The 23248-nt window shown below is 44.4% G+C and carries 22 protein-coding genes; 20 read left to right on the top strand and 2 right to left on the bottom strand.

Annotation, left to right across the window (positions count from 1 at the left end; all coding sequences use genetic code 11):
* Positions 1-7 precede the first annotated feature (7 nt).
* The 6 genes from IEW76_RS02505 to pyrG all read left to right on the top strand — a co-directional run bounded on the left by IEW76_RS02505 (position 8) and on the right by pyrG (position 8683).
* A complete protein-coding gene (locus IEW76_RS02505; protein WP_188650612.1) occupies positions 8-1150 on the top strand; it encodes an acyl-CoA dehydrogenase in 1143 nt (380 codons plus the stop codon).
* Positions 1151-1163: 13 nt separating this feature from the next.
* Positions 1164-2117 carry a methylmalonyl Co-A mutase-associated GTPase MeaB gene (meaB, locus tag IEW76_RS02500; RefSeq protein ID WP_188650610.1) on the top strand — a complete coding sequence of 318 codons (954 nt, stop codon included), beginning with the start codon at positions 1164-1166 and terminating at the stop codon, positions 2115-2117.
* Entirely contained in the window at positions 2114-2734 is a 621-nt protein-coding gene (locus tag IEW76_RS02495; protein WP_036780067.1) for a TetR/AcrR family transcriptional regulator, read from the top strand. Before meaB ends, IEW76_RS02495 begins: the two co-directional genes overlap by 4 nt.
* Before the next feature lie 16 nt (positions 2735-2750).
* On the top strand, positions 2751-5993 hold the full coding sequence (gene icmF, locus IEW76_RS02490; RefSeq protein WP_188650606.1) for a fused isobutyryl-CoA mutase/GTPase IcmF: 3243 nt from the start codon (positions 2751-2753) through the stop codon (positions 5991-5993).
* A 326-nt stretch (positions 5994-6319) separates the two neighbouring features.
* Positions 6320-6895 (top strand): DNA-directed RNA polymerase subunit delta, encoded by a 576-nt coding sequence (gene rpoE / locus IEW76_RS02485; RefSeq protein ID WP_188650604.1) that lies wholly within the window; start codon positions 6320-6322, stop codon positions 6893-6895.
* 189 nt (positions 6896-7084) lie between these two features.
* Complete coding sequence (pyrG, locus tag IEW76_RS02480) at positions 7085-8683, top strand: CTP synthase (RefSeq protein ID WP_188650602.1); 1599 nt, start codon at positions 7085-7087, stop codon at positions 8681-8683.
* A gap of 238 nt (positions 8684-8921) precedes the next feature.
* Here the strand turns inward: pyrG and IEW76_RS02475 are convergent, their stop codons facing one another.
* Positions 8922-9434, bottom strand: a complete 513-nt coding sequence (locus tag IEW76_RS02475; protein WP_229721113.1) for a DUF2529 family protein — start codon at positions 9432-9434, stop codon at positions 8922-8924.
* A 205-nt stretch (positions 9435-9639) separates the two neighbouring features.
* Between IEW76_RS02475 and IEW76_RS02470 the strand changes: the two genes are divergently transcribed.
* The 13 genes from IEW76_RS02470 (at position 9640) to IEW76_RS02410 (ending at position 21485) form a co-directional block, all read left to right on the top strand.
* Entirely contained in the window at positions 9640-9999 is a 360-nt protein-coding gene (locus IEW76_RS02470; protein ID WP_188650598.1) for a response regulator, read from the top strand.
* A 188-nt stretch (positions 10000-10187) separates the two neighbouring features.
* Positions 10188-11051, top strand: coding sequence for a class II fructose-1,6-bisphosphate aldolase (gene fba, locus IEW76_RS02465; RefSeq protein WP_188650596.1), 864 nt, complete (start codon positions 10188-10190; stop codon positions 11049-11051).
* 168 nt (positions 11052-11219) lie between these two features.
* Positions 11220-11858 carry a fructose-6-phosphate aldolase gene (gene fsa, locus IEW76_RS02460; protein ID WP_188650594.1) on the top strand — a complete coding sequence of 213 codons (639 nt, stop codon included), beginning with the start codon at positions 11220-11222 and terminating at the stop codon, positions 11856-11858.
* A 77-nt stretch (positions 11859-11935) separates the two neighbouring features.
* Positions 11936-13222 carry a UDP-N-acetylglucosamine 1-carboxyvinyltransferase gene (gene murA / locus IEW76_RS02455; RefSeq protein WP_188650592.1) on the top strand — a complete coding sequence of 429 codons (1287 nt, stop codon included), beginning with the start codon at positions 11936-11938 and terminating at the stop codon, positions 13220-13222.
* Between the two features lie 112 nt (positions 13223-13334).
* Positions 13335-14303, top strand: coding sequence for a class II fructose-bisphosphatase (gene glpX, locus IEW76_RS02450; RefSeq protein WP_188650590.1), 969 nt, complete (start codon positions 13335-13337; stop codon positions 14301-14303).
* Positions 14304-14664: 361 nt separating this feature from the next.
* A complete protein-coding gene (rho, locus tag IEW76_RS02445; RefSeq protein WP_188650588.1) occupies positions 14665-15954 on the top strand; it encodes a transcription termination factor Rho in 1290 nt (429 codons plus the stop codon).
* Positions 15955-16147: 193 nt separating this feature from the next.
* On the top strand, positions 16148-16393 hold the full coding sequence (locus IEW76_RS02440; protein ID WP_188650586.1) for a type B 50S ribosomal protein L31: 246 nt from the start codon (positions 16148-16150) through the stop codon (positions 16391-16393).
* Between the two features lie 208 nt (positions 16394-16601).
* Positions 16602-17219 carry a thymidine kinase gene (locus IEW76_RS02435; RefSeq protein ID WP_188650584.1) on the top strand — a complete coding sequence of 206 codons (618 nt, stop codon included), beginning with the start codon at positions 16602-16604 and terminating at the stop codon, positions 17217-17219.
* A 271-nt stretch (positions 17220-17490) separates the two neighbouring features.
* Positions 17491-17916 carry a putative periplasmic lipoprotein gene (locus IEW76_RS02430; RefSeq protein WP_188650582.1) on the top strand — a complete coding sequence of 142 codons (426 nt, stop codon included), beginning with the start codon at positions 17491-17493 and terminating at the stop codon, positions 17914-17916.
* A gap of 213 nt (positions 17917-18129) precedes the next feature.
* The gene (prfA, locus tag IEW76_RS02425) at positions 18130-19200 is read left to right on the top strand and encodes a peptide chain release factor 1 (protein ID WP_188650580.1); all 1071 of its coding nucleotides are present in this window, start codon (positions 18130-18132) and stop codon (positions 19198-19200) included.
* 1 nt (position 19201) lies between these two features.
* Positions 19202-20065 (top strand): peptide chain release factor N(5)-glutamine methyltransferase, encoded by an 864-nt coding sequence (gene prmC, locus IEW76_RS02420; protein ID WP_188650578.1) that lies wholly within the window; start codon positions 19202-19204, stop codon positions 20063-20065.
* Between the two features lie 220 nt (positions 20066-20285).
* Entirely contained in the window at positions 20286-20990 is a 705-nt protein-coding gene (spoIIR, locus tag IEW76_RS02415) for a stage II sporulation protein R (RefSeq protein ID WP_229721098.1), read from the top strand.
* Positions 20991-21056: 66 nt separating this feature from the next.
* Complete coding sequence (locus tag IEW76_RS02410) at positions 21057-21485, top strand: GNAT family N-acetyltransferase (protein WP_188650576.1); 429 nt, start codon at positions 21057-21059, stop codon at positions 21483-21485.
* 136 nt (positions 21486-21621) lie between these two features.
* Here the strand turns inward: IEW76_RS02410 and IEW76_RS02405 are convergent, their stop codons facing one another.
* Positions 21622-22038 carry an organic hydroperoxide resistance protein gene (locus IEW76_RS02405; protein ID WP_188650574.1) on the bottom strand — a complete coding sequence of 139 codons (417 nt, stop codon included), beginning with the start codon at positions 22036-22038 and terminating at the stop codon, positions 21622-21624.
* A gap of 156 nt (positions 22039-22194) precedes the next feature.
* On the opposite strand from IEW76_RS02405, the gene IEW76_RS02400 reads away from it, so the two are divergent.
* Complete coding sequence (locus IEW76_RS02400; RefSeq protein ID WP_229721097.1) at positions 22195-23238, top strand: L-threonylcarbamoyladenylate synthase; 1044 nt, start codon at positions 22195-22197, stop codon at positions 23236-23238.
* The last annotated feature ends 10 nt before the right edge of the window (positions 23239-23248 follow it).

Genomic DNA, 23248 nt, shown 5'->3' with positions numbered 1-23248 from the left:
AACGAGGATGAATTTTCAATTAACAGAAGAACAAGAAATGCTTCGTAAAATGGTTCGTGATTTCGCGAAGAACGAAGTGGAACCGACAGCAGCGGAGCGAGATGAAGAGGAACGTTTTGACCGTGAGATTTTCGATAAGATGGCAGAGCTTGGACTCACGGGGATTCCTTGGCCAGAGGAATACGGAGGGATTGGATCTGATTACGTCAGCTATGTGATTGCGGTAGAAGAACTCTCACGCGTCTGTGCTTCAACAGGAGTAACGCTCTCCGCCCACATTTCCCTTGCAAGCTGGCCGTTATTTAAATACGGAAACGAAGAACAGAAGAAAACATACTTAGCCGAACTAGCGCGAGGAGAGAAGCTTGGCGCCTATGCCCTCTCTGAACCAGGGGCAGGATCTGATGTTGCATCCATGCGTACGACAGCGAAAAAAGACGGAGACCATTATGTGTTAAACGGAAGCAAGGTATGGATTACAAACGGTGGTGTTGCTGATACGTATATCGTGTTCGCTAAAACGGATGTAGACGCAAAACACAGAGGGATTAGTGCCTTTATCGTCGAGAAAGGTACGCCTGGATTTACTTTCGGTAAGAAGGAGAAAAAGTTAGGCATTCGTTCCTCGCCTACAACAGAATTAATTTTTGAAGAGTGTAAAGTTCCTGCGAAAAATATGCTTGGAGCTGAAGGGGAAGGATTCAAGATTGCGATGACGACGCTAGATGGTGGGCGTAATGGCATTGCCGCGCAAGCACTTGGAATTGCGCAAGGAGCGCTTGATGCATCCGTTGGTTACGCAAAAGAACGAGAACAGTTCGGAAAGCCAATTGCCCAGAACCAGGGGATTTCTTTCAAACTAGCTGATATGGCAACAGACGTAGAAGCAGCGAGACTTCTTACGTACCAGGCTGCTTGGCTTGAATCAGAAGGAAAGCCTTACGGGAAAGCGTCCGCGATGTCGAAACTGTTTGCAGGGGACGCAGCCATGCGTATTACCGTTGAAGCGGTGCAAGTTTACGGAGGCTATGGGTATACGAAAGATTATCCGGTCGAGCGCTACATGCGTGACGCGAAGATCACACAAATCTATGAAGGCACGAACGAGATTCAGCGTCTCGTTATTGGACGGATGTTGACGAAAGAATAGAAAGGAAGGTTCGATGCACGAGCTAGCTGAACGCATTCAGGCAGGGGATATCAGAGCGATGGCGAGGGCTATTACATTGGTGGAAAACAATCATCCTGACAAATTGGCCCTCCTTAGCGATGTATTTTCGATTAAGAAACAGGCTCATTATATTGGCATTACCGGCTCACCTGGTGCGGGGAAGAGCTCGCTCGTTAATCGTCTGCTTACACATTTGCGGGATAGGGGGTTAACAGTAGCAGTGATTGCTGTTGACCCAACAAGTCCGTTTAGTGGAGGGGCACTCCTTGGAGATCGGATCCGCATGCAGCAGCACTTCACAGACCCCGGTATCTTTATACGAAGTATGGCGACTCGGGGGAGCCTTGGTGGATTATCAAGAGCCACGAAGGATTCTATCCGGATTTGCGATGCTTACGGATTCGATGTCGTCCTCGTTGAAACGGTAGGAGTGGGTCAGTCAGAACTCGATATTATGAAAGTGGTCGATACGACGGCTGTTGTACTTACACCGAATAGTGGGGATGTCTTGCAGATTTTTAAAGCAGGCATTATGGAAATCGCGGATCTATTCGTATTGAATAAGGCCGATCTTCCTGGTGTCCGAAAGCTAAAGGTGCAGCTTGAAGAACTGTTAATGATCTCAGGACATACGGATTGGGTGAATCCGATCATTGAGACGGTTTCAACGGAGAATAAAGGAATTGATACGCTTTGGCAAGAGTTCGTAAAGCATCGCGCATATTTAGATGAAACCGAAGCGGGCAGGCAAAAGCGGAAGAACCAACTTGAGCTTGAGGTCTATGACCTTATGCGAGAGGAATTGTGGAAAGACGTGCAGACATTCGTTGAGTCGGATGAGAGAAAGCAGGAGCAACTAAAAGAAGAGAATCTCGATCCGTATGAACAGGCAAGTGCCTGGCTTGAAGAATGGAAGAAACAGCGGGGAAGGATGGGGAGTTCGTGACGAAAAAGGTGCCATCATCCATTAAAGATGAACGATTGATTAAGAAGCGGCGCGACCAGATGATCAAAGGTGCCGTTGCCTTGTTTAAAGAGAAAGGCTTTCATAAGACAACAACACGAGAACTGGCCAAAGCGTCTGGCTTCAGCATCGGAACGCTTTATGAATACATCCGCACGAAGGAAGATGTATTGTTCCTCGTCTGTGACTTCATCTATGAACATGTTAAGGAACGAATGGAAGCGGTCATTGATATGAACGAAACAGGGATGGACAGTCTTGAGCGCGCAATCCGATCTTATTTTCAACTCATGGATGACATGCAAGATGAGGTCGTAGTGATGTATCAGGAAGTAAAGTCTCTTCCGAAGGATGCACAAGATTACGTCCTCGAAAAGGAGCGTGACATGCTCCATATGATTGAATGTGTGATCGAGAACTGCCTTCCGGAACCGATTCATGAGAAAGACCGAAAGCTTTTGGCCAATAACATCTTCGTTCAGGGACAGATGTGGGGATTCAGGCGCTGGGTACTCCAGAAGGAATTTACCCTGCAATCGTACACCGAACGACAGATGCATTTTTTGTTTCAAGGATTATCATTGTCAGAGCCTATCTAAGTAGGAGGGAAATGAAATGGAACAAGCACAAATCTATCAGCCGAAGAACGCCGTTCGTTTTGTAACGGCTTCTAGTTTGTTCGATGGTCACGACGCGTCGATTAATATTATGCGCCGGATCCTTCAGGCAAGCGGGGCTGAGGTTATTCATCTCGGACATAATCGTTCAGTAGAAGAAGTCGTAAATGCGGCCATTCACGAAGATGCGCAAGGGATTGCCATCTCATCATACCAGGGTGGTCACGTCGAGTATTTTAAATATATGGTGGATTTACTTCAGGAAAAAGGTGCCGGTCATATCCGCGTTTACGGAGGCGGGGGTGGGGTTATTATCCCACGAGAGATTAAAGAACTTCATGAATACGGCGTTTCCAGGATTTTCTCACCGGAAGACGGCCGCCAATATGGACTCCAAGGTATGATTAATAGAATGCTTGAAGAGTGTGATTTTGTCACACCGCTTGAATTAGATGAAGGGCTTGCGAGTTTAAAAAATGGCAGTCCACAGGCCATCGCCCGGTTTATTACGTATGTGGAGAACACCGACAACGCGAATGAGGAAGTGGCTTCAGCTGTTGAGCAATTGCTAGCAGAAAAACCTTCACAGGCGCCGATACTCGGGATTACGGGTACAGGAGGAGCAGGAAAGAGTTCTCTTACCGATGAGCTGATTCGTCGTTTCTTAAATGAGATTCCAGATAAAAAGATAGCGATTCTCTCCGTAGACCCAACAAAGAAAAAGACCGGCGGGGCGCTGCTTGGAGACCGCATACGCATGAACGCAATCTTCTCGGATCGAGTATACATGCGCTCACTTGCAACACGTGACTCTAGAAGTGAATTGTCGAAGTCGATTAAAGAAGCGATTGATGTGGTTAAAGTGGCTGGTTTTGACCTGATTATTGTTGAAACAAGCGGCATTGGTCAGGGTGATGCGGCAATTACGGATGTAACCGATTTGTCCATGTACGTGATGACAGCGGAGTTCGGTGCGCCGTCTCAGCTTGAGAAAATCGATATGATTGATTTTGCTGATTTTATCGTCATTAATAAATTTGAACAAAAAGGATCCGCTGATGCGTTAAGGCAGGTCCGGAAGCAATATGAGCGAAGTCACGGTTTGTTCCACCAGGATCCATCAGCGTTTCCGGTGTATGGGACGATTGCGAGTCAGTTTAATGATCCAGGCACGAACACGTTGTTTGCTGCGGTGGTTGATAAACTTAATGAAACCCATCATTGGCAGGAGAGCACATCTTTTGAACGGGTGACAGATGTTGAGAAGCAAAACCTGATTATTCCACCAGAGCGTCGCCAATACTTACGTGACATTGTGCAGTCTGTGAGGGGGTATCACGAACAGGCTCATAAGCAAAGTGAAGTGGCCAGGAAGTGGTATCAGTTAAAAGGTGCCGTGAGCGTCTTAGAAAATGAAGACTTAAGGGAACAAGTAGATGAAATGGCAGCCTTCTATGAGAAAAAGCTCGAACCAGATTTCAAGAAGATGCTAGAAAATTGGGATGAGACGAAGGAACGTTATGCACAAGATCAGATGACGTTTAAAGTTCGCAATAAAGAAATTACGATGGATTTAAATACGGAAACGTTGTCAGGATTAAAGGTTCCGAAAGTTGCGCTCCCTCATTATCAGGACTGGGGCGACCGGTTACTGTGGATGCTGAAGGAAAACGTACCAGGCGCATTCCCGTTTACAGCCGGAGTGTTTCCGTTTAAGCGTAAAGGAGAAGACCCGACTCGTCAGTTTGCTGGAGAAGGGACCCCAGAACGCACAAATCGACGCTTCCACTACTTATCAGAAGGCGAGCCAGCTAAGCGTTTAAGTACAGCGTTTGACTCGGTGACGTTGTACGGAGAAGACCCGGATGAGCGGCCGGATATTTACGGGAAGGTCGGCGAGAGCGGCGTTTCAATCTGTACGCTTGAGGATATGAAGAAGCTGTATGATGGATTTGATTTATGTCAGCCGACAACTTCTGTGTCCATGACCATTAACGGACCTGCTCCAATTATTCTTGCTATGTTCTTTAATACGGCAATTGACCAGCAGCTTGAGCAGTTTAAGGAGCGCGAAGGTCGAGAACCATCCGTTGAAGAGCGTGAGAGGATCAGGGAAGAGACGCTATCCGTCGTTCGCGGAACTGTTCAGGCAGATATTTTAAAAGAAGACCAGGGACAGAATACGTGCATCTTCTCGACAGAATTTGCCTTACGGATGATGGGGGATATTCAGCAGTACTTTATTGATCATGAGGTGCGAAACTATTATTCTGTTTCTATTTCTGGATACCATATTGCAGAGGCTGGGGCGAACCCGATTTCGCAGCTTGCCTTTACGCTGGCTAATGGATTTACGTATGTGGAGTATTACTTAAGTCGTGGCATGGATATTAACAAGTTTGCTCCGAATCTATCATTCTTCTTCTCGAATGGACTTGATCCGGAATACACCGTGATAGGCAGAGTGGCCCGTCGCATCTGGGCTATTGTCATGCGGGATAAGTACGGAGCGAATGAACGAAGTCAGAAGCTGAAATATCATATTCAAACATCAGGGCGCTCTCTGCACGCGCAAGAGATTGACTTTAACGATATTCGTACAACACTTCAGGCATTAATCGCCATTCAGGATAACTGTAACTCGCTTCATACGAATTCATATGACGAAGCAATTACAACACCGACTGAGGAATCGGTACGGCGGGCAATGGCGATTCAGATGATCATTAATAAAGAATTCGGTCTGACGAAGAATGAGAATTCACTGCAAGGATCATTCGTTGTGGAAGAGCTAACGGACTTAGTCGAAGAAGCGGTTATGCAAGAGTTCGAACGGATTAACGACCGCGGAGGGGTGCTTGGCGCGATGGAGCGTCAGTATCAGCGTGGTAAGATTCAGGAAGAATCACTCTACTATGAAGGGAAGAAACATAGTGGAGAGTTACCGATTGTTGGGGTGAATACGTACCTGAATCCGAACCCATCATCAGAAGATGACATTAACTCTATGCAGCTTGCCCGAGCGGAGAAAGAAGAAAAGATGCATCAGATTACGTCTCTACGAGAATTCCAAGGAAAGCATCAAGGAGATACAGAGGATGCATTGAACCAATTGAAACAAGTCGCCGCAAGCGGTGGCAACATCTTTGAAGAGCTCATGAAAACCGTAAGAGTCGCAAGTCTCGGCCAAATCACCAACGCCCTATACGAAGTCGGTGGCCAATACCGCCGCAACATGTAACAAAAAGGGGAACCTATGAGGTTCCCCTTTCTCACGCTATCGTGCATTAGCGAAGTAAAGCGTGCCAGACACGCTGTAGTGCGGTAGAGGGGTGAAGGGTGCCAGGCACGCTGTAGTGTGGTAGTGAGCTGAAGGGTGTCTGGCACCCTGCGGCGCTGTAGTGTGTTAAAGGGCATGACGGGGTTATTGTGAAAAAACTCAGCGAAACTCTAGCATAAACAATATTCAATTGTTTATAATGTATGATATGGTTGAAAGCGAGCAACGTAGAATTTATACTATTATGTTATGATGAGTAAATATTTGATATAAAGGGAGTGCTGTACGTGAGCTTTAAAAACTATAGCCACGACGAAATTGCTGAAATGTCTATGCTAGAAATCGCGCATGAGATCCTACTTGACGAAAAGCAAGCGCTGGATTTTCAAGACCTATTTGATAAAATTGGCGAAATTAAAGGGTTTTCCAAAGATGAGAAAACGGAGCGTATTGCACAATTCTATACGGATTTAAATACAGATGGCCGTTTCCTTACAATTGGTTCTAACATGTGGGGACTAAAGCGTTGGTACCCTGTAGAACAAGCGGAAGAAGAAATTCAAGCTCCAGTTAAGAAGAAAAAGAAAGCCGCTTCTAAGAAGAAAAAAGCAGCAGCTCCTGCTGTTGAAGAAGAGGAAGACATCGAAGAGGATGAGATTGAAGACGATCTTGACCTTGATGACGAAGAACTTGACCTTGACGAAGACGGTGAAGAGAACAGTGGCTTAGATAGTGACTTCGACTTAGCAGAAGACGAAGATACAGATCCAAGTTACGATGATGATGAAGAAAAGAATCTCTATGATGACGATGAAGAAGATGATGATGAGGAAGAGGAAGAAGAAGAGAACAAAGATTTATAAGCGTTCTTGACTTTCTTACCCTGAGTCAGTATTATTTTATTTGGGCTCTCTAAAAGAGATCGGAATTAATAAGCGCTCCCGTTAGATTTAACGGGAGCGCTTTTCTATTTTATAAAAAGATAATGAAATGTGTAGCATATAAGTATCGAAGACCTCCTAAGGATTAAATAAAGGAAGAGGGATGACGAAATGGCAGAAACGAAATATATCTTTGTAACAGGTGGGGTTGTTTCTTCACTTGGTAAAGGGATTACAGCAGCATCACTTGGTCGTTTATTAAAGAACCGTGGAATGAAGGTAACGATTCAAAAGTTTGACCCATACATTAACGTAGACCCAGGGACGATGAGTCCTTATCAACACGGTGAAGTATTCGTAACAGAAGACGGTGCCGAAACGGACTTAGACCTTGGTCACTATGAGCGTTTTATTGATATTAACCTAAGCCAATACAGCAACGTTACAACAGGTAAAATCTATTCTACTGTCATCAAGAAAGAGCGTCGCGGTGATTACTTAGGAGGAACGGTACAGGTTATTCCTCATATCACAAACGAGATTAAAGAGCGTGTTTTCCGTGCTGGTAAAGAAACAAACGCAGACGTAGTCATCACAGAGATCGGCGGAACAGTAGGGGATATTGAGTCTCTTCCGTTCTTAGAAGCCATTCGCCAGATCAAGAGTGATATTGGGAAAGAAAACGTGATGTACCTACACTGTACGCTTGTGCCATACATTAAAGCGGCAGGAGAAATGAAGACAAAGCCAACGCAACACTCTGTAAAAGAACTGCGTTCACTTGGAATTCAACCAGACGTGATTGTTCTTCGCACAGAGAGCGCAATCAGCCAGGATATGAAGAACAAGATTGCACTATTCTGCGATATTAATGAGAACTCTGTTATTGAAGCAGGGGACGCAGAGACACTTTACGACGTACCTCTTATGCTTCAACAACAACGTCTTGACCAAATCACGTGTGATCACTTCGGTTTAAACTGCGGTGAAGCGGATATGACAGAATGGAATGGTCTTGTAGATCGCGTGAAGAACTTAAAAGCGGAAACAACAATTGCGCTAGTCGGTAAGTATGTGGAACTTCCAGATGCATACATTTCAGTTGTTGAAGCACTAAAACACGCAGGCTATGCATTTGATAGCGATATTAAAATTGACTGGGTAAACTCTGAAGAAGTGACACCTTCAAACGTTGAGGAAAAACTTTCTCACGCTGACGGTATTTTAGTGCCAGGCGGCTTTGGTGACCGTGGCATTGAAGGAAAAATCGAAGCTATTCGTTACGCACGTGAGAAGAAAGTACCATTCCTTGGCATCTGCTTAGGTATGCAACTGGCAACAGTAGAATTTGCCCGTAACGTACTAGGTTATACGGGTGCACACTCTGCTGAAATTGACCCAACAACGGCTCATCCAATCATTGACCTTCTTCCTGAACAGAAGGACGTAGAAGATATGGGCGGAACGCTTCGTCTAGGTGTATACCCTGCGAAATTAACAGCAGGCACACGTACGAAAGAAGCATATGGCGAAGAAGTGATTTATGAGCGTCACCGTCACCGTTACGAATTTAACAATCAGTATCGTGAAGAAATGGAAAACCAAGGCTTCCTATTCTCAGGGACAAGCCCAGACGGCCGCCTTGTTGAGATCATTGAACTTCAAGACCACCCTTGGTTCGTTGCATCTCAGTTCCACCCAGAATTCAAATCACGCCCGACAAACCCACAAAGCCTATTCCACGGCTTCATCGGAGCTTGTCAGAAATAAACGAAATACTATACCAAAAAAGCCTGCCAGTTCCCTGGCAGGCTTTTTTATTCCCCACTAACTTTAACACGCCAAAAGACCAACGCGTGCCAGACACCCTGCACTATGGTAAAGCACTAAACGGTGCCAGACACCCTGCACTATGGTAAAGCACTAAACGGTGCCAGACACCCTTCAGTACGGTAGAGCGCTAAACGGTGTCTGGCACGCACTCTCGCTTTACAGTGGTAAAGCTCTATTAGTCGAGGTCGTATTCGTCGGTGATTTCTTTGACGGTGACGAAGAGGGCGTGGTGAACGTAGAGCATGGCAATGGTGCTTGGGAATCCAACGCGGTCCATTTCAAATGGGAGAAGTGGCCCGTTTGCTTTCGTGTCGATAAAGAAATCAGCCTGATCTTTAGCTGGGTTGCCTTCTTTCGTTGCTGCTGCAATAAGGATTACTTCTGCACCCTGCTCTTGAACGCTTTGAATAAAAGATAAAGCCGCTTCATCATCGGCAAATCGAGAAGCAACAATAACCCGGTCTAAGTGACTTAACGGAACAGATGGTTCATACACGTATTGCTTCGGTAATGGTTCAGGGCCCGAGCGCACTTCTGACTCGATTGCTTCCATTTCTCCGAAGCCTTTCACATAAATCGCTCCATCTCCCACAACAGCTTGAGAAAGGGAACGAGCGACATCCTCTATTTGAAATTCTTCCTTTTCATGAATACCTCTGAAAAGGCCGGTAATTTGAGTCGCTAACATTTTAAGCACCGGCATGACCTCCTTTTGCTTGAACTCGCTCATATTGTATCGAGTTTTTCGCCATGGGTAAAATAATTGCTGTAAAGGGAATATAAGGGTTTTCTAGAAAAGAGGCAGGAATTAACGATCTTATAGGAGAATTTACATAACGTAGAGGCCATACATAAAAAAAAAAAAGGATTAATTACTCGGATGGAGGGGAACTATGACGAAGACCGTATTAGTGGTTGATGACCAACCTGGAATACGCATGCTATTAAAAGAAGTCATTAAAACACTAGACTATAACGTAACGGAAGCTAAAACTGGGCAAGAAGCGATCGATTTCGTCAAAGAACAACACCCAGACCTTATGCTACTGGACTATAAATTACCGATTAAAGATGGTCTCGAAGTATTAAATGAATTGCAGTCAGAAGACTATCAAGTTCCTGCAATTCTTATGAGCGGTTTAGCGGAGGACGATCTGCAGGGAGCTCACTCTCATGCTCTTGTGAAATCAGTTGTTGGAAAGCCTTTTAATGTACAAGAAATTAGAGAGATTATTTTGAATATTTTGCGATAAAACAGGGCTGGCGGGAAATTTTTAAATGTAAGCGCTAACGTTTGATTGTGTTGTTGCACCAGTGGTACGGACTTGGTATGCTATACATGGAAAAGGTGTTAAATTCCTATATCAGAGAATCGGAACGTGTATGGGTGTAAACACTATACGATGAGATTCTGTGAAAGTATATAAAGGAGGACTAGTCCATGCCGCTAGTATCAATGAAAGAAATGTTAGAAACGGCTAAAGAAAACCGTTATGGTGTTGGCCAATTTAACCTAAACAACTTGGAGTACGCTCAAGCGATTCTTCAGGCTGCTGAAGAAGAGAAATCTCCAGTAATCTTAGGTGTATCTGAAGGCGCAGCACGTTACATGGGTGGCTTCAAAGTTGTTGTATCAATGGTAGAAGCACTTATGGAATCTTACGGTACAACAGTTCCAGTTGCGATTCACTTAGACCACGGTTCTAGCTTCGAAAAGTGTGCGGAAGCAATCCACGCTGGTTTCACATCTGTAATGATCGATGCTTCTCATGATCCTTTAGAAGAAAACATCGCTGTTACGAAAAAAGTTGTTGAATTAGCTCACATTCACGGAGTATCTGTTGAAGCAGAACTTGGCCGTGTTGGTGGTCAAGAAGACGATATCATCGTTGACGATGCTGAAGCAGCATACGCAATTCCATCTGAGTGTAAGAAACTTGTTGACGAAACAAACGTTGACGTATTCGCTCCAGCACTAGGTTCTGTTCACGGCCCTTACAAAGGCGAACCAAACCTAGGCTTCGACCGTATGGAAGAAATCATGGGTCTTGTAGACAAGCCTCTAGTTCTTCACGGTGGTACTGGAATCCCAACTGATGACATCAAAAAAGCAATCTCCTTCGGTACTGCAAAAATTAACGTAAACACTGAGAACCAAGTATCCCAAGGTAAAGCGATTCGCGAAGTTCTTGCTGAAAAGCCAGACCTTTACGACCCTCGTAAATACATGGGCCCTGGTCGCGATGCGATTAAAGCAACTGTAATCGGCAAAATGCGCGAATTCGGTTCTTCTCAGAAGGCATAGTAAACAAAAGAGTAACCGCCGTGAAATCGGCGGTTTCCTTTTATATACAATGAAAACGTTTTACTGATCGAAAGTACTAGTTCATTAGAGCTAAATGAAAGATGCTGTTCACGAAATGGCGCGTGGACAGGGAAAAAACAATGCACATCATTAGGGGAGGAAATCGACATGAAATTTTTTATTGATACAGCAAACATTGACGAAATCCGTGAGGCAAACGCATTAGGAATCCTAGCAGGAGTTACAACAAACCCTTCACTAGTTGCGAAAGAGAAAAACGTATCGTTTCATGACCGTTTAAAAGAAATTACAGATGAAGTAGAAGGTTCTGTTAGCGCGGAAGTAATGGCTGAAGATGCAGAAGGAATGTTGCGCGAGGCAGAGGAATTAGTAAAGATCGCAAAGAATATTACTATTAAGGTTCCAATGACGCTTGAAGGACTAAAAGCTGTTAAAAAATTATCTGAAAAGGGCGTCAAAACGAACGTTACACTGATCTTTAATGCCAACCAAGCGCTTTTAGCTGCGCGTGCGGGTGCCACATACGTATCACCATTCTTAGGTCGCTTAGATGATATTGGCCAAAACGGCATGGACTTAATCGCGCAAATCGCAGAGATCTTCGACCGCCACAGCATTGATTCAGAAATTATCGCTGCCTCTGTCCGTCATCCAATGCACGTAACAGAAGCCGCTTTACATGGGGCTCATATTGCCACCATTCCATTGAAAGTCATTAATCAGTTAGTGAAACATCCATTAACTGATCAAGGTATTGAAAAGTTCAATAACGATTGGAATAAATAAATCGTGCATGAACTTGGAAATATTGTGCAAAATAAGCCTATTAAAAATTAGGCTTTACTGAAAGAAGGGAGTCCGTCATGGAAAAATTACTTGTTGAAGGAGGTCACTCGCTCAAGGGTCAGGTACGTGTCAGTGGTGCAAAAAATAGTGCAGTAGCTTTATTACCTGCCGCTATACTAGCTGAATCGCCTGTTACCATTGAGGGGTTACCGAATATATCTGATGTTGACACTCTAAGCCACTTGCTGCAAGAAATCGGAGGACGCGTTTCTAAGCGTGGCCAAGATATCTATATCGATCCTTCAGACATGATCTCTATGCCCCTGCCAAACGGACGAGTAAAGAAGCTTCGTGCTTCTTACTACTTTATGGGGGCGATGCTAGGTCGCTTTAAGAAAGCCGTTATCGGTTTACCTGGGGGATGTCACTTAGGCCCTCGTCCAATTGATCAGCACATTAAAGGATTTGAAGCCCTTGGAGCTCAAGTGACAAACGAGCAGGGTGCCATTTACCTGAGAGCAGAGGAATTACGTGGAGCACGCATTTACCTCGACGTGGTTAGTGTAGGAGCTACCATAAACATCATGCTTGCTGCTGTAAAGGCAAAAGGACGAACTGTTATTGAGAACGCGGCAAAAGAGCCGGAAATTATAGACGTCGCAACCCTTTTAACGAGTATGGGTGCAAAGATTAAAGGCGCAGGTACAGACGTTATTCGTATTGAAGGCGTGGACCATTTAAATGGGTGCCAACATACGATTATTCCGGACAGAATTGAAGCAGGTACTTACACAATTATGGCTGCTGCTAAAGGTGAAGAAGTCATTATTGATAATGTCATACCGCTTCACTTAGAGTCCTTGATTGCGAAGTTAAGAGAAATGGGCATAGTGGTTGAAACACGTGATGACCAGCTACTTGTCAGGCGTTCAAACCCTCTCAAAAGTGTGGATATTAAGACGCTTGTCTATCCTGGTTTTCCGACGGATCTTCAGCAGCCGTTTACGTCTCTTTTAACACAGGCAACTGGGACAGGCGTTGTAACCGATACGATTTATCAAGCACGATTTAAACACATTGATGAACTGCGACGTATGAACGCAGACATCAAAGTCGAAGGGAGTTCGGCCATTGTGAATGGACCGATTACTCTTCAAGGGGCAAAGGTAAAAGCTAGTGACTTACGAGCAGGCGCTGCTCTAGTCGCAGCTGGTTTAATGGCGAACGGCGTAACAGAAATTACAGGTCTTGAGCACATTGACCGAGGTTATGAGAATTTAGTTGAGAAGCTATCTGATCTTGGCGCTGTGATCTGGCGTGAAAAAATGACTGAGGCCGAAATCGAACAATTTCAAAATTCATAAAGTGTGTTCCATGGAGATGTGGGAAATAAGCATCGCATAAACGTGAAGGAGGAGCTCTTGTGGGAGGGAGCTTCTTCGCCGCTCACGTTTACATTCAAGGGGAGGAATTACCATGGAAAGAAGTTTAACAATGGAGTTAGTACGCGTAACGGAGGCTGCTGCACTAGCATCAGCTCGCTGGATGGGAAGAGGAAAGAAAGACGAAGCGGATGACGCTGCTACAAGTGCCATGCGTGACGTTTTCGACACGATTCCCATGAAAGGTACTGTCGTAATCGGCGAAGGGGAAATGGACGAGGCTCCGATGCTTTACATTGGAGAAAAACTCGGAAATGGATACGGACCACGTGTTGATGTAGCGGTCGATCCTTTAGAAGGAACGAACATTGTTGCTCAAGGAACGTGGAACGCTCTATCTGTTCTCGCTGTTGCTGATCATAGTAAACTTCTTCACGCACCAGATATGTATATGGAAAAGCTAGCCGTAGGGCCGGAAGCAGTGGGGTCAGTGGATATTAATGCTTCCGTAGAAGAGAATTTGAAAGCTGTCGCAAAAGCAAAGAACAAAGATGTCGAAGATGTTGTAGCGATTGTGCTAAATCGTAAGCGACATGAAGGTCTGATTGAAGAGATTAGGCAAGCTGGCGCGCGCATCAAGCTTATATCAGATGGGGACGTAGCCGCTGCGATCAATACGGCATTCGATCATACAGGCGTTGATATTTTGTTCGGAAGCGGAGGAGCACCTGAAGGCGTTTTAGCAGCAGCCGCTCTAAAATGTTTAGGTGGAGAAATACAAGGGAAATTACTCCCGGAGAACGCAGAACAAGAAGAGCGTTGTATGAAGATGGGCATCGATGATATTCATAAAGTGTTACATATGGATGACTTTTGTGGAGGAGACGATGCCATATTCGCCGCAACAGGCGTAACGGATGGGGAGTTGCTTAGAGGTGTACAGTTCAAAGGTGTGCACGCAACAACTCAAACGATTGTTATGCGAGCGAAGTCTGGAACGGTTCGCTTTATTGACGGTGATCATTCTCTGAAGAAGAAACCAAATCTAGTGATTAAGCCATAAATCAAACCAGTAAATGAGGATAGAATAAGCGACTGCTTCATCATGTATGAGTAGTCGCTTACCTATTCATGAACCTTTCTTTAGATCCTCTTTCACCGAGATCATCTTAGCTTTAAAAAGGGTGCAGTCATTTTTTTTAATCTAGAGTTGAATAAACAGATGGATTAGGGTTAAAATGATAGTTGTTTAAAAAGCATCCATAAATATATTCGTTTTTTAAACCCCGTTGGCAAACTTCTATTCTAGCTTCTAAAGACTTCCTTCAATTAAAAGATCCATTTATTACCCATTACAGAAGCTATATTCGAACTGTTTCCTTTCATAGATTATAAAAATAAATAAACATAGGTGTGGTGATATTGTGTCCGTTTCACTATCCATTTCGCATCTAGAGACATTGAATCTTAAGGAATTATACTCCTTAGCACGTGAATACAAAGTCTCTTATTATGCGAAGCTAACGAAACGAGAATTAATCTTTGCGATCTTAAAGGCGCAAGCTGAAAAAGATGGCTTCCTATTCATGGACGGAATTTTAGAAATTATTCCTTCTGAAGGCTTTGGTTTCTTACGTCCAATTAACTATTCTCCAAGTGCAGAAGATATTTATATTTCAGCGTCACAAATCCGTCGCTTTGACCTTAGAAATGGCGATAAAGTATCTGGTAAAGTACGTCCACCAAAGGAAAATGAACGATACTATGGCCTTCTTCACGTTGATGCGGTGAATGGGGAAGACCCGGATTCAGCAAAAGAGCGTGTACACTTCCCGGCTCTAACGCCTTTATATCCTGATCGCATGATGGGACTTGAAACTGAGACCAAAAAGCTATCAACTAGAATCATTGATCTAATGACACCGGTTGGTTTTGGGCAACGTGGTCTTGTGGTAGCACCACCAAAAGCCGGTAAGACAATGCTTTTAAAGCAAATTGCAAACAGCATTTCTAAAAATCATCCTGATTCCAAATTGATTATTCTTCTAGTGGATGAGCGCCCTGAAGAAGTAACCGATATTGAGCGTTCTGTGCAACCTGATGTGGATGTTGTTAGTTCAACGTTCGACGAAGTGCCAGAAAACCATATCAAAGTATCGGAGCTTGTATTAGAGCGTGCGATGCGCCTTGTAGAACACAAGAAAGACGTTATTATCCTGATGGATAGTATCACGCGTCTCGCTCGTGCGTATAACCTGGTTATCCCGCCAAGCGGTCGTACGCTTTCTGGTGGTATCGACCCTGCTGCATTCCACCGTCCGAAACGTTTCTTCGGTGCGGCTCGTAACATTGAAGAGGGCGGTAGTTTAACGATACTTGCGACAGCCCTTGTCGACACAGGATCTCGTATGGATGATGTTATTTACGAAGAATTCAAAGGTACCGGGAATATGGAACTTCACTTGGATCGTTCTCTTGCAGAGCGCCGCATCTTCCCTGCGATCGACATCAAACGTTCAGGTACTCGTAAAGAAGAATTGCTATTGCCTAAATCGCACCTTGAGAAGATATGGGCAATCCGGAAAACGATGGGCGACCAACACGACTTCGTTGACCGTTTCTTACGTCGCTTAAAATCTTCTAAGAATAACGACGAATTTTTCCAACTCATGGATGAAGAAATGAAAGGGAAGACAAGTTCACGTCGTTCATAGCAAGGATTTTTTAGCCTCAATTACGAAAAAAAACAGGTCCTTTTAAGTCTTTGAATGGCTGTTGCATTTAGGAAGGGCTACTGTTATAATCTTTTTATGTGAGTTTAAGTTCGGCTGGGTCGATCCAGCCAATTAAAAGCTCTTGGAATAACTCTGTTTCCAAAGGACTCAGGGCAAAAAGGAGTGGAAAAGCATGAAGGAAGGAATTCATCCGAATTACCGTAAGGTCGTATTCTTAGATACGAGCTCTGACTACAAATTCCTAACGGGTTCAACGTTACATTCCGATGAAACAGTTGAATGGGAAGATGGCAACACTTACCCACTAGTCCGTGTGGAAATTAGCTCAGCTTCACACCCATTCTACACAGGTAAGCAAAAAGCTGACAAAGCTGGTGGCCGTGTAGATCGCTTTAAGAAAAAATACAACCTTGGCTAAGTTGCGATTCGTCGCTTAGTTTTTGGAGATAAAAAACAGGCAAATTGTCTAACCTTTTGCCTGTTTTTTTATGCCATGAATAGCTACAGGGGGTAAAAATCACCTAAATTATAGGTGATTTCCCTTTTGAAATAGAGTTTTGATAGTACTCACGAAAGTGGTACATGATAAGAAAAAGGAACGAGGAAGAGAAGGGAGAGACCGGCTTGTGCATGTGATGAAACACAGCGGGTGGATTGAAGTGATTTGTGGGAGTATGTTTTCTGGGAAATCAGAAGAGCTAATCCGCCGCGTCCGCCGTGCTACATACGGAAACCTTTCCGTAAAAGTATTTAAACCAGCGATTGATAACCGTTATGCAGAGGATTCCATCGTATCTCACAATGGAACGTCTGTCTTAGCTCGACCACTGGAACATTCAACGGATATTCTTGATGTTGTGGATGAAAATGTAGATGTTGTAGGTATTGATGAAGTGCAGTTCTTTGATGAGCATGTAGTTGAGGTTGCCCAAACCCTTGCTGATCGAGGCCATCGCGTCATCGTAGCCGGTTTGGATCTAGATTTTCGTGGAGAACCGTTTGGATGTATGCCAACCTTTATGGCTGTCAGTGAATCCGTTACAAAATTATCAGCGATCTGCCCTGTATGTGGCTCCCCAGCGACTCGGACGCAGCGCTTAATTGATGGACGCCCAGCTTCATATGACGAACCGATTATTCTAGTCGGAGCTTCTGAATCATATGAACCTCGTTGCCGTCATCACCATGAAGTACCCAACAAACCCAGCCACGTCGTAAAAGCGACCCAAACCCAAAAATCATAACCAAAAGCCCTTTCCCGCACCGCGGGAAAGGGCTTTTTTACCTTTAGCGCTATAAAGCCACCCAGCGTGCCAGACCCCTTTTCGTGCAGTAGAGCGGTGCAGGGTGTCTGGCACGCTTTCGTGCAGTAGAGCAATGCAGGGTGTCTGGCACCCTTTACTGCGTTAGTAAAGAACAGTTCCCTTTTCTTCCTCGATTTACCTAGTGAGATGTATCATAGTCCGACTGCTTAAGGAGAAGCTAAAAGAAACAAGCCGAGAAGGAGGTTTCTCCATGAGAGCAGCTTTAGTGTCAGTAGGTTTAGCCGCAGTGACGTTGTTAAGTGCTTGCGCCTCAAACCCACAAGGAACAGATGAAGTGCGTGATGTGCAGTTTTTCGCAAAGAATACGGATTCATTAATGGAACACGAACCAAAACGCTCCCGTAATTTACAATCCGATAATCCAATGCAGATCAACCAAGTAGGCGAAACTTGGGGACTAAAGAAAGATAAAGAAAAAGTGTTTGAAGCAGTCGATACGCTAGAAGGCGTAACGGTCAGGCGTGTTACATTCAATAAAGATGTTGTGCGCGTTCGAGTGACAGTAGAAGAGGAAATCAAGAGCAACGATGAAAGAATGGTGAAAGCTAAGAAGATCAAAACCGCCATTCAACGTGCACTCCCTCGTTACAACATTCGCGTCAAGATCGTCGATTAACTTTAACAGTCTAAAGGGTGCCAGACACCATTTAGTACTTTATAGTAATAAAGCGAATTACGAAGGTCAGCTGTTTTATAGCTGATCTTTTTACATAGTTAGATGGGCTTGATGGGCAGGGATTAAAAAAATGTGCGTTTATGACTTCTTTTGACTCCCATTATCGCCTATACTATAATTAGAATGTTATGGACAAAAAAGAGGTGGATGCAAGTGTTAGAAAGACTTCAAACCTTAGAAGATCGGTATGAAAAACTAAATGAATTGCTTAGCGACCCGGAAATCGTGAGTGATTCAAACAAACTACGTGAATACTCGAAAGAGCAAGCGGGACTTGAAGAAACGGTTCAAGTTTACCGTGAATACAAAGATACTTCAGAACAGCTTGATGAAGCTAAAGCCATGTTAGAAGAAGATCTTGATGAAGAAATGAAAGAAATGACGAAAGAAGAGATCTCTGAGCTCTCCGAGGAGAAAGAAAAGATGGAAGAGCGCCTGAAAATCCTTCTTATTCCTAAGGATCCAAATGACGAGAAAAACGTTATCATGGAAGTCCGCGGTGCTGCAGGTGGAGACGAAGCCGCTTTATTTGCTGGTGACTTATACCGCATGTACTCTCGTTATGCAGAAGCACATGGATGGAAGACAGAAGTCATTGAAGCGCACGAAAGTGAAGTAGGCGGTTATAAAGAGATTATCTTCATGATCAACGGTAGTGGTGCATTCTCGAAGCTTAAATTTGAGAACGGTGCACACCGTGTACAACGTGTTCCTCAGACGGAGTCTGGTGGTCGTATTCACACGTCTACAGCGACCGTTGCCTGCTTGCCAGAAGCAGAAGAAGTAGAAGTGGATATCAATGAAAAAGAAATCCGCGTTGATACGTTCGCATCAAGTGGACCAGGAGGACAGAGTGTAAACACCACAATGTCTGCTGTTCGTCTAACGCACGAACCAACTGGTATTGTCGCTTCTTGTCAGGATGAAAAATCCCAGATTAAGAACAAAGAGAAAGCGATGAAGATTTTGCGTGCCCGTATTTATGAGAAGTTCCAACAGGAAGAGCAAGCGAAATACGATGAAAACCGTAAATCTGCAGTTGGTTCTGGTGACCGCTCAGAGCGTATTCGTACGTACAACTTCCCACAAAACCGCGTGACGGACCACCGCATCGGTTTAACGATTCAGAAGCTTGATAAGATTCTAGAAGGAAACTTAAATGAGATCACAGAAGCGCTTATTTTAGAAGAACAGACAAAAGCGCTTGCTTCTATCGGAGAATAAAATGGCGAAACACACAATTTGGGAAGCCCGTCGATGGGCTTCCTCTTTTTTAACGGAATACAATCGAGAAACAAATGTAGCAGACTTGTTACTGATGCACCATTTGCAGTGCGGTCGCGCTCAGCTTTTAGCTAACGGCAGAGATGAAGTAGACGAAGAGATCTTCACTAAGTTTCAGCGAGATATCCATACCCATGCTGAAGAAGGCGTTCCTGTTCAGCATTTGATTGGACATGAGGAGTTTTACGGTCGTGAGTTTATAGTGAACCAACACGTCTTAATCCCACGACCTGAAACAGAAGAACTCATTGTCGCCGTTACCGAGCATTTGAAAAAGAAAGCTTGGCTCGAGCGCAAATTGAATATGGTGGACGTAGGAACAGGCAGTGGGATTATCGCCATTACACTAGCGTTAGAGCTAACAGATGTAGAGATGCGAGCTGTGGATCTGTCCTCTGAAGCGTTACACGTTGCAAAGCAAAACGCGGCAACCCATAAAGCTGACATCTGCTTCTATGAAGGGAGCTTCCTTGAACCGATTATGGAAGCTGGGGAGAAAATGGATGTGATTGTGTCTAATCCTCCTTACATTCCAGAATCAGATCGCTCATCGCTATCAGATGTCGTCATCAATCACGATCCTGAATTAGCGCTGTTCGCAGAAGATAACGGTTTAGCCGCTTATCGCACCATTGTGAGTCAAGTGCCTCGCGTGAAAGCAGAAGAAGCTCTCCTAGCTTTCGAAATCGGCCATAACCAAGGAGAAGCCGTATCGACTATCATTACAGAAACCTTCCCTGATGCAACAGTCAGCGTCCTACAAGACATCAATCAAAAAGACCGAATTATCCTAGCCTGGCTCTAAACAAGCCAGGCTTTTTCTATCTCTCCCCTTCGCTTTAAAGCACAAAAGCGTGCCAGGCACCCTTCGCCACAGCACAGCGTGAAAGCGTGTCTGGCACCCTTCAGTTTACTAAAGTAATAGTTTTATTTTTTAGTAGATTTGTGTGTATAGGGTTTGGTTTGGGTGTTCATACTGTTTGTAAGAGAAAAGGACGAAGCAAAACAAAAAGGGGACGGGGGATATGAATATGTTGAAGAAGGTGAACGTGAAGAAGGCAATTGGCGTTGTGTTGTTGGTGGTGCTTGGTGCAGTTTTATTTCCTTACACGCTTGAAGGATATAATGAAGCGCCAGACCGTGGTACGGATATTCAAGTTATTCCAGATCAAGCGATTCGTTTACGCATTCTAGCAAATAGTGATGGGGATAAAGATCAGGCCATTAAGCGAAAAGTACGAGATGCTGTGAACGCTGAAATTACCGTATGGGTAGAAGAGTTAACGTCTATTGAAGCAGCTCGTGAGCTAATCCAAAGTCGATTAGGTGAATTAGAAGACATTGTGGATAACGTGTTGAAAGAAGAGAGCATTCATCAAACCTATACTGTGGATTATGGAAAACAAGTCAAGTTCCCAGCTAAATTATACGGGACTTATCTATACCCTGCTGGTGAGTATGAAGCTATTCTCATCTCACTTGGAAAAGGAGATGGCGCCAACTGGTGGTGTGTTCTATTCCCGCCACTTTGCTTCCTTGATTTTAACAATGGCACCTCGGTAGCTGCTGAGACAACAGACCAACCTGAGCAGTCACAGGAACCAGTCCAATCTGAAGAGTCTAGTGATTCAGAAGAAATCGAAGAAACAGAGGTAGAATCAAATGCAAAGGCTGAGCGAGAAGAAGTGGAAGTAAAGTTCTTCTTGTCTGAATGGTTCAACTTTTTATAGAAATCTATCATATCCTCTCTAGTACCTCATATAGATGGTAATAAGAACGCTAGGGAGGGAATGGAAATGATTGAATTAACTCATATAAAAGATTATGAACCATCCACAATGGAAGACTTCTTTGGGGATAAAATGGAGGAACTTACCGATCGGGAAAGACTGATGGAACACGGCCACATCGTAACGTTGAATGGAGAACAACAAGGGTTTGTAGCGCTTGTTCCTGTTGAAGAAGGCTCAATTTGGCTGCGATCACTCTATTTTCAATCTGGTGTACGACCAGAACTGGTCCTGACGCTTTTTGAAGTGCTCCAGCAGCATGTAGAAGAACAAGGGCTTGATAAACTCTATGTGTTTAGTCACCAAAGGACGCTCGAGCCTTTACTTGAAACGTATCAATACCAACAGATCGACTCATCCGACGTCCCCGTAAAAGATGAAGATCGACCAGTCCAAACAGGGAACTGGTGGTGTTATACATCAAAAGCTGTATAGTTATTCACACTTGTGGATAAAGACTGTTAATAACTTGTGCAAACATGTGGATGAACCCCCCTTTTATTCACATTTGCTATATAAAAAGAGGCTATCCAAAAAGGATAGCCTCTTCCTGCGTTCGATTAAGCCTGCTTTACACAGCCTTCGTTTCTAGAGATACTTCAATATTACCGCGTGTCGCTTTTGAATAAGGGCATACATCGTGTGCTTTATTCACAAGCTCTTCAGCTTTCGCTTGATCCACACCGCTAATCTCAACGTAGATTTGCACGCCAAGACCTAAGCCGTCATTGCCTTTACCAATGTCAACTTTAGCCGTTACCTTGGATTCAATATCTTCACCAGACTGGTCCGCAACAAGGTTTAACGCACCATCGAAGCATGCGGAATAACCACTAGCAAATAGTTGCTCAGGGTTCGTACCTTCGCCACCTGGCCCGCCAAGACCTTCAGGCGTAGACAAGTTATGTTCAACTTTGTTATCTGACGTGGAGACCGAACCTTCGCGGCCGCCTTTTGCTGTTGCTTCTGCTGTATAAAGTACTTTCATGAATAATCCCTCCATACATTTGTTTGCTTCACAATTACACTCTACCCGTTTAATCTGGATCTTACTCATAAGAATGTGTAGAAGACTTGCGGAAAAGGGATAAGAAAGCTCATAATAAGAGAATAATGTTGGCAAACAAGAAAGGATGCTCGACAATTGAGTACAACCGAAACGAAATTTTGGACAATCGACCCGAGTAACGTCGATTCAATACAAATAGAAGAAGCAGCGGCTCTCCTAGAAGATAATCAAGCGGTAGCCTTTCCGACTGAGACCGTTTATGGACTTGGTGCAAATGCGCTGAACGAACAAGCGGTGCAAGGAATTTTCGCTGCTAAAGGCCGTCCAGCGGACAATCCTCTTATTGTTCATGTGGCTGATAAAGACCAGATTGAAGAAGTCGTAACCCATATTCCGCAAATGGCTCACAAGTTAATCGATGCTTTCACGCCCGGTCCGTTGACTCTTATTTTGGAAAGTAACGGTTCTTGTGCCTCTAATGTAACGGCTGGATTACCCTCAGTTGGGGTGCGTATTCCGGATCACCCTGTAGCGCGAGCTTTGCTACAAGCATGTCGCCTGCCTCTTGCGGCTCCGAGTGCAAACCGATCAGGTCGTCCGAGTCCAACTTCAGCTGAGCACGTTTATAAAGATTTAAATGGTCGTGTAGCTGGAATTGTAGATGGTGGCCCTACAGGTGTTGGCGTTGAGTCAACAGTTGTGGACTGTACAGGTGCTCGGCCGGTCATTTTAAGACCAGGCGGAATTACAAAAGAGGATCTTGAGGAAGTCGTAGGGCCGACGGATTTTGATCCAGCCTTAGTCAATCAAGAGGAAAAGCCGAAGTCACCAGGAATGAAATATACCCACTATGCTCCAGAAGCTCCTCTGTGGCTAGTCGAAGGCGACCTTGCATTTCTGCAGCGTCAGATCGAACAACTTCAGCAAAACGATAAGCGTGTGGGCGTGATTGTTAGTCAGGAACATGCAGAACAGATTCAAGCCGATGAAGTTCAGGTCTGTGGCTCACGTGCCCATTTAAATGAAGTCGCCGTCCACTTATATAGCGCGCTTCGTTCGTTCTCAACAGATACGATCGATGTCATACTATGTGAGAGTTTTCCGGAACACGGAATGGGCTATGCGGTCATGAACCGGTTGAAGAAAGCTGCGACACAAGTCATTACTCAAGATAAATAGATTCTTCTAA

Source organism: Pontibacillus salipaludis (genome assembly GCF_014642405.1).
Lineage (GTDB): Bacteria > Bacillota > Bacilli > Bacillales > BH030062 > Pontibacillus > Pontibacillus salipaludis.
The sequence above is the reverse complement of the archived record's forward strand: the minus strand, read 5'-3'. Positions and strand labels throughout refer to the sequence as shown.